This is a genomic window from Antarctobacter jejuensis, from assembly GCF_052266595.1.
Taxonomy (GTDB): Bacteria; Pseudomonadota; Alphaproteobacteria; order Rhodobacterales; family Rhodobacteraceae; genus Antarctobacter; species Antarctobacter jejuensis.
The window spans coordinates 117802-129578 of the sequence record NZ_JBQQXJ010000008.1; the positions used below are offsets into that span (position 1 = coordinate 117802).

The 11777-nt window shown below is 65.0% G+C and carries 7 protein-coding genes; all 7 read left to right on the forward strand.

Annotation, left to right across the window (positions count from 1 at the left end):
* Positions 1–18: 18 nt before the first annotated feature.
* The 7 genes from ACTXGA_RS13300 to ACTXGA_RS13330 all read left to right on the forward strand — a co-directional run bounded on the left by ACTXGA_RS13300 (position 19) and on the right by ACTXGA_RS13330 (position 11693).
* Positions 19–1656, forward strand: a complete 1638-nt coding sequence (locus ACTXGA_RS13300) for a tannase/feruloyl esterase family alpha/beta hydrolase (RefSeq protein WP_443394377.1) — start codon at positions 19–21, stop codon at positions 1654–1656.
* Positions 1653–3182 (forward strand): UxaA family hydrolase, encoded by a 1530-nt coding sequence (locus ACTXGA_RS13305; protein WP_443394379.1) that lies wholly within the window; start codon positions 1653–1655, stop codon positions 3180–3182. Before ACTXGA_RS13300 ends, ACTXGA_RS13305 begins: the two co-directional genes overlap by 4 nt.
* A 14-nt stretch (positions 3183–3196) precedes the next feature.
* Positions 3197–4723, forward strand: a complete 1527-nt coding sequence (locus ACTXGA_RS13310; RefSeq protein ID WP_443394381.1) for an aldehyde dehydrogenase (NADP(+)) — start codon at positions 3197–3199, stop codon at positions 4721–4723.
* A 458-nt stretch (positions 4724–5181) separates the two neighbouring features.
* A complete protein-coding gene (locus tag ACTXGA_RS13315; protein ID WP_443394383.1) occupies positions 5182–6918 on the forward strand; it encodes a PIG-L family deacetylase in 1737 nt (578 codons plus the stop codon).
* Positions 6919–7079: 161 nt separating this feature from the next.
* Complete coding sequence (locus ACTXGA_RS13320; protein ID WP_443394385.1) at positions 7080–9494, forward strand: GcvT family protein; 2415 nt, start codon at positions 7080–7082, stop codon at positions 9492–9494.
* On the forward strand, positions 9494–11041 hold the full coding sequence (locus tag ACTXGA_RS13325) for a trimethylamine methyltransferase family protein (RefSeq protein ID WP_443394387.1): 1548 nt from the start codon (positions 9494–9496) through the stop codon (positions 11039–11041). The genes ACTXGA_RS13320 and ACTXGA_RS13325 overlap by 1 nt, the downstream gene beginning before the upstream one ends.
* 1 nt (position 11042) lies before the next feature.
* Positions 11043–11693, forward strand: coding sequence for a TetR/AcrR family transcriptional regulator (locus ACTXGA_RS13330; RefSeq protein WP_443394389.1), 651 nt, complete (start codon positions 11043–11045; stop codon positions 11691–11693).
* Positions 11694–11777: the final 84 nt, after the last annotated feature.

An 11777-nucleotide genomic window follows, 5' to 3' on the forward strand; every position in this document is an offset into this window, starting at 1 on the left:
TCCTGAGGAGGAGATGACATGAAACTTCACGGATGGGCGGCCTTTTTCGCCGCAACGGCGCTGGCCGGACCTTTGGCGGCGGCTTGTGATGTGCAGGCGCTGTCCCATGACGGCGTCGCAATCACCGGGGCCGAGGCGCTGCCCGCCGGTGACGACAGCCCGCTGCCGCATTGCCGGGTGACCGGCACGATGAACGAACGCACGGGCATTGACGGGATGCCCTATGCGCTGGATTTCGAATTGCGTCTGCCGGACGACTGGAACGGTCGTTTCGTGCATCAGTTCAACGGCGGCAACGACGGCGTGGTGAAGCCCGCGTTTGGTCCCTTGCTGAGCGGCGATAAGAGCGACACCGCCCTGTCGCGCGGCTATGCTGTGGTGTCCTCGAACGCAGGCCATGACAGTGACAAGTTCAAGGAATTCGGACTGGCGGGCGGCGCGCGGTTCGGTCTCGATCCGGCGGCGCGGGCGGCCTATGGCTATACCGCCGTGCGGGATCTGAACCCGGTGGCCGAGGCGCTGGTCGAACAGTTCTACGGTGAGGACATCGCCTATACCTACGGCATCGGCAGTTCCAACGGTGGGCGGCACGCCATGGTCGCTGCCGTGCGCCTGCCCGAGGTGTTTGACGGTCTGTTGGTGGGCTATCCCGGTTTCAATCTGCCGCGGGCCGCCTTGCAGCATGCGCTGGACGTGCAGGCCTTTCGCAGCGTTTCGGACGAGTTGAAGACCGCCTTCTCCCGAGAGGACATGACGCTGGTGGCGGAGAAGGTGCTGGCGGCCTGCGACGGACTGGATGGTCTGGAGGACGGTTGGATCGGTGATACGGATGGCTGTTTGGCCACGTTTGATCCCGCCAGCCTGACCTGCACAGATGGTCAGAATTCGGCCTGCCTGAGCCCTGAACAGACTGTGGCCCTGGTCACCATCCATGCCGGGCCAAAGGGAGCGGACGGACAGCCGCTTTATTCTGACTGGGCCTGGGACAGCGGCATCGCCTCTGGCAACTGGCGGTTCTGGAAACTGGAAAGCCCGATCCCGCCATGGGGCAACAAGCCGATCATCGCGGTGATGGGCGCGTCGTCGCTGGCGCAGGTCTTTACCACGCCGCCAACGCCGGTGGATGGGTCGCCCGAAGCGTTGGAACAGTTCCTGATGGGTTTTGACATCGCGGCAGAGGCGGACAAGATCTTTGCCACCGACGCCACTTTTACGGAAAGCGCCATGACGTTCATGACGCCGCCGGGACTGGACGATCCAAAGCTGACAGAATTCCGCGATGCGGGTGGCAAGATGCTGATCCTGCACGGCGTGTCGGACCCTGTCTTTTCGGTCCGCGACACGGCCGCGTGGTATGACAGGCTGGATGCCAACACGGGCGGCGCGGCAGGCGAATTTGCCCTGTTCTACCGCAATCCGGGCATGCCGCACGGGGCCGGCGGGCCGTCGACCGATGCCTATGACCTGCTGACGCCGCTGGTGAACTGGGTCGAAAATGGGGACAGGCCGGGGGCACTGATCGCCGGAGTGACCGAAGGCAACGCCGAAGGCCGCGCCGCTCTGGGCGATGTCACGCGCAAGCTTTGTCCCTATCCGCAGGTGGCGCGCTACACCGGCGGCGATGCGGCCAGCCACGAAAGTTTTGCCTGCGAATGAGTGATGCACCGTCAGATGTGATCCGCCTCGATGCGCGTGACAACGTGGTTGTGGCGCGGGTCGAGATCGCCGCCGGAACGGCTGTCCCGGGTGAGGGGGTCACGGCGCTGCAGGATGTGCCGGCGGGGCACAAGTTGGCCACCACACATATTCCCAAGGGCGCGCCGGTGCTGAAATACGCAACGGTCATCGGCTACGCGGGCGAGGACATCGCGCCGGGGACGTGGATGCACGTGCACAACGTCCTCGTGGATGAAATCCAGAAAGACTATCGCTTTGGGCAGGACTATGTCCCGGCAGAGCTTTTGCCCGAGGAGGCGCGCGCGCGTTTCATGGGGATCCGCCGCGCTGACGGGCGGGTCGGGACGCGCAACTATATCGGTGTGTTCATCACGGTGAACTGCGCCGCCACCGTCGCGCGCAAGATCGCCGCCTATTTCGACGAAGAGCGGCTGGAGGATTTTCCGAACGTCGACGGCGTCGTGCCCTTTATCCATCAGCAGGGCTGCGGAATGGAAGCAACGGGAGAGCCGATGGCCCTGCTGCACCGGACGCTGGCCGGGTATATCCGGCACCCGAACCTTGCCGGGGCAGTGGTCTGTTCGCTGGGGTGTGAGCGCAACTCGCTGGAGCGGTTCTTTGCGGACATGGCGCTGGAAACCGGCACCATGCTGCACACGGTCCGGATGCAGGACGTGGGCGGCACCGCCGAGGCGATCAATGCGGGCAAAAGGGCCATCCGAAAGATGTTGCCGGAGGCGAACAAGGCCGCCCGCAGCCCACAATCGGCGGAGCACCTGCGGATCGGCCTGCAATGCGGCGGCTCTGACGGGTTTTCCGGTCTTGGCGCCAATCCGGCGTTGGGCCGCGCGGTGGATATTCTTGCCCGCCACGGCGGGACCGCGATCCTGTCGGAAACGCCCGAGCTCTATGGGATCGAACACACGCTGACCGCGCGGGCGCGGGATGAGCAGACGGGACGGGCCCTGCTGGACCGGATCAAATGGTGGCTGAACTACACCGATGGCCGGGACGTGCAGATGCAGGGTGTCGTCAGCCCCGGCAATCAGGCGGGCGGGCTGGCCAACGTGATCGAAAAGGCCTTGGGCGGCGCGAAAAAGGGCGGCTCCACCGGGATCGAGGCGGTCTATCGCTATGCCGAGCCGGTGACGGCGCGCGGTCTGGTCTACATGGACACGCCGGGATATGACCCGGTGGCGGCGACCGGACAGATCGCGGGCGGGGCGAACCTGATCTGCTTTACCACCGGGCGCGGCAGCTGTTTCGGATCGTTCCCCGCGCCGACCGTCAAGCTGGCCAGCAATTCGCCGATGTATCAAAAGATGACCGGCGACATGGACATCAACTGCGGCGCGGTCATAGATGGCGACAAGACGCTTGATGCGATGGGGCAGGAGATCTTTGACCAGATCCTCGCCATCGCCTCTGGCCGCAAATCGAAAAGCGAGGCGCTGGGTGTCGGCGCCGAGGAATTTGCACCATGGCCCATCGGGGTCACCGGCTAAGGAAAGGATATTCCATGCTCGATAAATCCGTTTTCACCCCCCACGGCAAGCACCTGATCGCTGGAGAGTGGGTCGCGGGAGAGACCACCTTCACCTCCGAGCCAGCGCATGGCCCGGCGCATGACTACAGCGTTGGTACGCCCGCGCTGGTGGATCGCGCCTGTCAGGCCGCCGAAGAGGCGTTCTGGTCCTACGGCTATTCCACCCGTGAAGCGCGCGCCGCGTTTCTGAACGCCATCGCCGATGAGATCGACGCGCGCGGAGAGGCCATCACCGAAATCGGCACTCAGGAAACCGGCCTGCCCGAAGCCCGCCTGCAAGGGGAGCGCGGCCGCACCGTGGGTCAGTTGCGGCTGTTCGCGTCGCATATCCTGAAGGGGGAGTATCTGGACCGTCGCCACGATGAGGCGCTGCCGGATCGGCAGCCGTTGCCGCGCCCCGACCTGAAGATGGTGCAGCGCCCCATCGGCCCCGTTGCGGTCTTTGGCGCGTCGAACTTTCCGCTGGCGTTTTCGACGGCGGGCGGCGACACGGCCAGCGCGCTGGCGGCGGGATGTCCGGTGGTGGTGAAGGGGCATTCGGCCCATCCGGGCACCGGTGAAATCGTGGCCGAGGCCATTTTTGCGGCCATCGAAAAGACCGGTATGCCCAAAGGCGTCTTCAGCCTGATTCAGGGCGGCAAGCGGGACGTGGGCACGGCGCTGGTACAGCATCCGCTGATCCGCGCCGTGGGCTTCACCGGCTCTCTGGGCGGCGGTCGGGCGCTGTTCGATCTCTGCGCGCAGCGGCCGGAACCGATCCCGTTCTTCGGCGAGTTGGGCAGCGTCAACCCGATGTTCCTGCTGCCCGAGGCGGTCAAGGCGCGCGGGGCGGCCATCGGCACCGGCTGGGCCGGGTCGCTGACCATGGGCGCGGGCCAGTTCTGCACCAATCCGGGCATCGCGGTCGTACAGACCGGGGCCGAGGGCGACGCCTTTGTTCAGGCGGCGGCAGAGGCGCTTAAGGGGGTCACGACCCAATGCATGCTGACCGATGGCATCGCTTCGGCCTACAAGGACGGCAAGTCGCGCTTTGACGGGCGCAACGCGGTCAAGCCGGTGATGGTGACCAGCAGCGAAGGGCGCAATGCCTCGCCCAACCTTTATGAAACCGATGCGGCGAATTACCTGCAGGATCATGCGCTGGGCGAAGAGGTCTTTGGGCCGCTGGGTCTGGTCGTGCGGGTGTCTGGCGCGGAAGAGATGGAGGAGTTGGCGCGCGGGTTCGAGGGGCAGCTGACCTGTACGCTGCACATGGACGACGGCGACACGGCGCTGGCGCAGCGGCTGATGCCGGTGCTGGAGCGCAAGGCCGGTCGCCTGCTGGTAAACGGGTTCCCGACCGGCGTGGAGGTGGCCGACACGATGGTGCATGGCGGGCCTTACCCGGCCTCGACCAACTTTGGCGCGACCTCTGTGGGGACCATGGCGATCCGGCGCTTCCTGCGGCCGGTCTGCTATCAGAACTTCCCTGACGCACTGCTGCCCGGCGATCTGGGCTGAGGGTGCCGGAAAGGGGTGTCCACGCGTGGACAAGAAGTTGACGTAACGACTTCAACCACTTCCAGAGGCGAATTCACGTTTCGTTAGGAAACGGGCCTCCCACGGGGGCCCGTTTTACTTTGTGTCGCCTGCTCTTTGAGCGTTGAGGCGCCCATGCGCAGGTCCGGCGATTCGGGGGCAGGGCACTGGGCTCTTAAAGCGGCCCGGGGCCGATTTCCCGCGGTCAGACCCGCGAGACAATCCGCCGAAATCCCGTCGACCGTTTGTCAATCGGATCGAGAACAGACTGTTTCCAGTCTCCTTGGGGGATTACCGGAGCCATCGAGGGCCTGCCGTGTAGTTTGACCGCGTTTTCGAGTGTGGCCGAATTTTGGCGAAATCCGGGCGATGAGGTGTCCGGGACCACAAACACACGGCCATCGGCGATGGCCGCCTTCGACAAGGAAAGACCCTGACAGATGGTGCTGCCTGTTGGTGATCATGGCTTTACCGGGCCGCTGCGGATCGACGTCGCCCTGCGGTATGACGCGCTGGGCGCGGGGGCGTCGCAGCCATGGGTCGCCCTGGGGGAAGAGGGAGACGAGGCGCGGCTGGTGTTCGGGCAGTTGGGCGCATCGGATGACGTTCGGTTTTCCCTGACGCAGGACGGCGTGACCTACGAGGTGACGGCGGCCGATGCGCTGGTGGCCGGGGAAACCGCCATCTTTTCCGCCGAGATCGACGACAGCGGAATGATGACCGTGTCAAAGGAGGGTGTCGTCCTGGCCTCTGCGCAGGGGGTGGTGCCGCTGCGCCTGCCGGTGGAGGATCTGAGAGGGCCGGGGACGGTCTTCGATCCCGAGGTGATTGATCTTGAGATGACAGCAACCAGCCCCGCGCTTGCCGGTGGGGACATGGCGATTGTCGCCCACCAGGACGATGACCTGCTGTTCATGAACCCTACCATCGCCGAAACCATTGCGGCGGGCGATCCCATGACCACGGTCTATGTGACGGCGGGCGATGCGGGCGGTGATTTCTATTACTGGGGCGCGCGCGAGGCAGGGGTCAAGGCGGCCTATGCCCAGATGGCGGGCGTCAATGACTGGGTCGATGAGGTGGTGACGCTGGACGTGGACGGCACTGCGCGGGAGGTAGTGAGTAGCTATCTGGACAGCGCGCCGGGGGTGCGGCTGTATTTCCTGCGCACGCCCGATGGCGACGATGGTGACGGCACGATCACCTATGACAACCAAAGCCTTGAACTGCTGCTGGACGGGACGGTGGACCGGGTGAGCACCGTGGACGGCGCGACCAGCTATTCGGTAGACGAACTGACCGATGTGATCGGCGCGCTGATGGCACGACATGCTCCGGAAGAAATTCTGTTGCAGGATGAATCCGGCCCCGGCGAACATTCGGATCATGTGCAGGTGTCCGAGTTGATCGAAGAGGCCTTGCCCCTCTACGGCGGCGACGTGACGGTGATGCGGTTCCAGAGCTATGATAGCGCCGAGGCGGCGGTGAACCTGTCGCCGGAAGAGGCGGCGCTGGTGACGTCGATCTTTGAGACCTATGCCGCCTATGACGAGGTCGTGATCGACGACGAGGGTGCCCTGCGTCCGCCCTATACGGACTGGATTTTGCGGGAATATGTGACGCAGCAATACAAGATTGTTGACGGTGAAAGGGTGGAGGATCCGGAGGTTGAGGATCCCGATCCGGTGGACCCTGAGCCAGAGGTGCCCGACCCAGTCGATCCCGATCCGGTGGAACCTGATCCAGCGGAGCCTGATCCTGTCGATCCTGCCCCTGTTGATCCCGCCCCAAATGATACCGGATCTTCTGATCCGGACCCCGTCCTGCCAGACCCCGACCCGGTTGACCCGGCCCCCGATCCATTTGGCGTGGGCGGGGCTTACCAGCAGCTGTTGACGGGCGCGACGGGGTATTGGGGGACCTCCCCGTCCGATCCCGCGCCAAGTCCTGACCCGGTGCCAGACCCGCTGCCAGACCCGCTGCCAGACCCAGTGCCAGACCCAGTGCCAGACCCGGTGCCAGACCCGGAACCGGATCCGGCTCCGGCCTTGCCGGTGGGTGCCTTCGATCCCGGAGGGCTGTATGAGCAGTTGATGGTGTCGGGGGCAGAGAAATGGGCCGCGCTGGACGAACCCGACGTGGAGGATGACCCGGCGGATGCGCCCGAGGTGATCTGAGAGGGGCGCAGGCCACCCAAATCAGGGGTGCGTTTTCCGCCTGCAACGCGGATTGCGCGGTGCATCATGTCGCCAATGGACAAGGTTCTGGACATTTCTGTCTAGTGACTCGCGATCCGTCTTCCTAGGCTGCTGTTAAACAGCGCTTCGGGGAGGCTTTCATGAACACTCATTACCGCGTGGTCATCATTGGCGGGGGCGTCGTTGGCGCGTCCGTCCTTTATCACCTTGCCAAGTTCGGCTGGAGCGATGTCTGCCTGCTGGAACGGTCTGTCCTGACGGCGGGGTCCAGCTGGCACGCGGCGGGCGGCATCCATGCGCTGAACGCGGACCCGAACATGGCCGCGCTGCAGGCCTATACCATCGACCTCTTGTCAGAAATCGGTGCGGAATCCGGGCAGGATATCAACCTGCACATGACCGGCGGGCTGACGCTGGCCGGGACGCCGGACCGCTGGGAGTGGCTGCAATCGGCCTATCGCGTGTTTCAGTCCATCGGCATCGAGGACTGCGAGTTGCTGACCCCGGAAGAGGCGCAGAAACGCTGCCCGATCATGTCCACCGAGGGCATTCTGGGCGCGATGTGGGCGGACCGCGAGGGCTATCTGGACACGACCGGCACCGTGCATGCCTATGCCAAGGCGGCCAAGAAGCGCGGGGCCAGCTATTTCGAGCACACCAAGGTCGAGGCGCTGGAACAGACCGCCGATGGCTGGAAGGTGGTGACCGACAAGGGCGCGGTGACCTGCGAACACGTGGTCAACGCCGCCGGCCTTTGGGCGAAACAGGTGGGCCGCATGGCGGGTGTCGAACTGCCGGTGTCGCCGCTGAAGCACCATTACTTTGTCACCGATACCGTGCCCGAAATCGCCGAACTGGATTTCGAGGTGCCGATGACCGTGGACCTTGAGGGGTTCACCTATACCCGGCAAGACCAGAAGGGGCTGCTGGTCGGCATCTACGAGGTGGAGCACGAACATTGGGCCATGGACGGCGCGCCGTGGGATTACGGGATGGAGCTGTTTCAGGAGCAGACCGACCGCATCGAAAAGGAACTGACCTGCGCCTATGAGCGCTATCCGGCGCTGGAGAATGTCGGGATCAAGACATGGGTGAACGGGGCGTTTACCTTTTCCCCCGATGGCAACCCGCTGGTCGGGCCGGTGCGGGGCAAGCGCGGGTATTGGTGCGCCTGCGCGGTGATGGCAGGCTTCCTGCAGGGCGGGGGCGTCGGCAAGACGTTGGCGGAATGGATGATCCACGGCCACCCCGAGGCGGACGCCTGGTCGATGGACGTGGCGCGCTATGGCGATTACGCGCAGAACAAACGCTACATCAAGGAAACCACCGGGCAGTTCTATTCCCGCCGCTTTGTGATGACCTATCCGAACGAACAATTGCCTGCGGGCCGTCCGCTGAAGGTGTCGCCCGCGCATTCCGCGATGAGCGCGGCGGGCTGCCGTTGGGGTGTCAGCTGGGATCTGGAGGTGCCGCTGTATTTCGCGCCGGAGGGATTTGTCGAAACCCCGACGCTGAAACGGTCGAACGCCTTTGACGTCGTGGGCGCGGAATGCCGCCACGTGCGCGAAAAGGTGGGCATGGTTGATATCACCGGCTTTTCGCGGTTCGAGGTCACGGGCCCCAATGCCGAGGCCTGGCTGGACCGGCTGATGGCGTCGAAACTGCCCGCGCCGGGGCGGGCGAAGCTGGCCCCGATGCTGGCCGAGGATGGCCGGTTGAAAGGCGACCTGACGGTGTTCAACTGGGATGACGGGACGTGGTGGATCATGGGGTCCTACTACCTGCGCGAGTGGCACCTGCGCTGGTTCGAAGATCACATGGAGGCGGGCGTTTCGGTGCGCGATCTGGGCGAAGAGGTCTGCGGCTTTGCGCTGACCGGGCCGCGGTCCAAGGCGGTGATCGATAAGGTCTGCGAAGGGGCGGACGACCTGCCGTTCATGGGATGCGCGGCGCTGGACGTGGGCCTGTTCCGGGCGCGGGTGGCGCGCATGTCGGTGGCGGGTGAGCTGGGGTACGAGATCAACGTGCGCTACGGCGACCACATCAAGCTGCGCGAGTTGCTGCTGCAGGCCGGGGCCGAACATGAACTGCGCGAATACGGCTTCAACGCCATGCTGTCTTTGCGGCTTGAGAAGAGCTTTGGCATCTGGTCGGCGGAATTCACCCAAGGCTACACGCCCGGAGAGACCGGCATGGACCGCTGGATCGCCTGGGACAAGGGCAATTTCATCGGGCGCGAGGCGGCGCTGGCTGAACGCGAGGCCGGGGCCAAGCGGCGGGTCGTGACTCTGGAAGTGGATGCGCGGGACGCCGATGCCAGCGGGTTCGAGCCGGTGTGGAAGGACGGGCAGAAGGTCGGGTTCGTGACCTCGGGCGGCTATGGGCATACGCTGGGCAAAAGCTATGCCATGGCGATGGTCAATGCGGATGCGGCGGCAGAGGGGACCGAGTTGTCGGTGCATGTGGTTGGCGTCGAATGTCCTGCGCGGGTGATCGCGCCGTCGCCCTATGATCCGCAGGGGCGCGCGATGCGCGGCCTGCCGGTCAGCGCCTGATGGCCACGCTCAGCGAAAACACGGGCCGTCGCCGCCGCAAACGCGGAGGCGATGCGCCGACGGCCAAGCGAGAGGTCAACTATCGGCAGCTGACCAACCCCTTTACCCCGCAGACGGTGTTCTCCGATGACCGGGTGGCGGCGATCCACGATACTGCCCTGCGGGTGCTGGAGGAGTTGGGTATCAAGGTGTTGCTGCCCGAGGCGCGCAAGCTGTTCGCGCAGGCCGGTGCCATCGTTGACGAGGACAGCCAGATGGTCCGCATCGGGCGCGAGATCGTGGCGGCGGCGCTGGCAAGCGCGCCGCGCCGGTTCACCCTGCACGGTGGCGCGCCGGATCGGGCGCTGGACATGCAACTGGGCAGCCTTGCGTTTCAGTCCGGGGCGGGGGCGCCCAACTGTTCGGACAGGCTGCGCGGGCGGCGGCCGGGAACCCTGCGCGATGTGGAGGAACTGACCAAGCTGGTCCAGCACTTCGACGCGATCCAGATGCTGTCGCCGGGGGTGGAGCCGCAGGATATCCCCGTACACCTGCGCCATTACGCCTTTACCCGGATGCAGTTGACGGTTTCGGACAAGGTGCCCTTTGTCTTTTCGCGTGGGACCGGGCAGGCGCTGGACGGTTTTCAGATGATTGCGGGCTTTCGCGGGCTGTCGGACGATGCGTTCCGGGCGCAGCCGCACTGCTATACGATCATCAACACCAATTCGCCGCGCCAGATCGACATTCCCATGGCGCAGGGGCTGATCGATTTCGCACGCCACGGGCAGCCCTCTGTCGTGACGCCGTTCTGCCTGATGGGGGCGATGGCGCCGGTGACGGTGGCCGGGGCGATCACCCTCAGCCATGCCGAGGCTTTGGCCGGGATCACCTTGACACAATTGGCGAACCCCGGAGCGCCGGTCTGTTACGGGGCCTTTGCGTCGAACGTGGACATGAAAAGCGGCGCGCCCGCCTTTGGCACGCCCGAACAGGTCAAGGCGAGCCTTGCCGCCGGGCAGTTGGCGCGGCTGGTGGGCCTGCCGTGGCGCAACGCCGCCGGATGTGCGGCCAATACCAATGACGCGCAGGCCGCGCATGAGACAGAGATCAGCGCCTGGGGTGCGCTGCTGTCGGGGGCCAGCATCATCATCCACGCGGCAGGCTGGATCGAGGGCGGGCTGACCGTCTCTTACGAGAAATTCATCACCGACATGGAGATGGTTCAGGTCATGGCGGAACTCTGCGCCGCAACCCCTTCGGACGACGCTGAAATCGGTTTTGACGCGCTGGCAGAGGTGCAGCCGGGCGGGCACTTCTTTGGCTGCGCGCATACGATGGAACGCTATGCGACGGCGTTCTATGAGCCGCTGGTGGCGGATTGGTCGAATTTCGGCACCTGGACGGAACGGGGCGGGCTGGACGCCAATGCGCGGGCCGAAGCGCTGTGGCAGGATATCCTGTCGGCGCATCGCACGCCCGCCTGCGCGAAGGAGGACCGCATCGGCGCGCTGGACGTCTTTATCACCGAACGCACCGCGGAGGGGGGCGCCGCGCCCACGGATTGAGATGACCGACAAAGACCCCGATACGCAGCCCGAAACGCTGCCCGGCAACATCAAGGTCACGCGCGAAGACTGGCTGCGCGCGTCGATGGAGGTGTTGGTCCGCGATGGCGTGCAATCGGTCAAGGTGCTGACCATCGGCACCCGTCTTGGCGTCTCGCGCTCTTCCTTTTACTGGTACTTCAAAAGCCGCCGGGATCTGCTGGACCAGCTATTGGCCGAATGGGACCGGACCAACACCGGCGCCATGATCCGCCACGCCGGTTTGCCCGCCGGGACCATCACGCAGGCGGTGAACAATTTCTTTGGCTGCGTGATCGACCCGGACGGGTTCAATCACCGGCTGGATTTCGCGGTGCGGGAATGGGCGCGCCGCGATGACGGGGTCCGGCAGGCGGTCGACCGTGCCGACCGCGCCCGTCAATCCGCGATCGCCGCCATGTTCGTGCGGCACGGCTATGCCGAGGCCGAAGCCGATATCCGCGCCCGTGTCCTGTATTATCAACAGATCGGCTATTACGCGCTGGATCTGGGCGAGACGCTGGAGGACCGGCTGAAGCGGGTCGAGGGCTACCTCTTCTGTTTCACCGGCGTGCAGCCCGATCCGGCAGATGTCGAGGCGTTCAAGGCCCATGCCCGGCAGAACAACGCCTGAATCCGCGCTGTAGCGCCGCCCTGCATCATTTTGCTGTTTCCCTGCTTTTTATCCGCGCTAGGCTGTGGTTAGGGGTGGCGCAGG

Coding starts and splice junctions, on each gene's coding strand:
- ACTXGA_RS13320 (WP_443394385.1), top strand. CDS start 7,080: ATGAACACTCATTACCGCGTGGTCATCATTGGCGGGGGCGTCGTTGGC.
- ACTXGA_RS13325 (WP_443394387.1), top strand. CDS start 9,494: ATGGCCACGCTCAGCGAAAACACGGGCCGTCGCCGCCGCAAACGCGGA.
- ACTXGA_RS13305 (WP_443394379.1), top strand. CDS start 1,653: ATGAGTGATGCACCGTCAGATGTGATCCGCCTCGATGCGCGTGACAAC.
- ACTXGA_RS13310 (WP_443394381.1), top strand. CDS start 3,197: ATGCTCGATAAATCCGTTTTCACCCCCCACGGCAAGCACCTGATCGCT.
- ACTXGA_RS13330 (WP_443394389.1), top strand. CDS start 11,043: ATGACCGACAAAGACCCCGATACGCAGCCCGAAACGCTGCCCGGCAAC.
- ACTXGA_RS13315 (WP_443394383.1), top strand. CDS start 5,182: ATGGTGCTGCCTGTTGGTGATCATGGCTTTACCGGGCCGCTGCGGATC.
- ACTXGA_RS13300 (WP_443394377.1), top strand. CDS start 19: ATGAAACTTCACGGATGGGCGGCCTTTTTCGCCGCAACGGCGCTGGCC.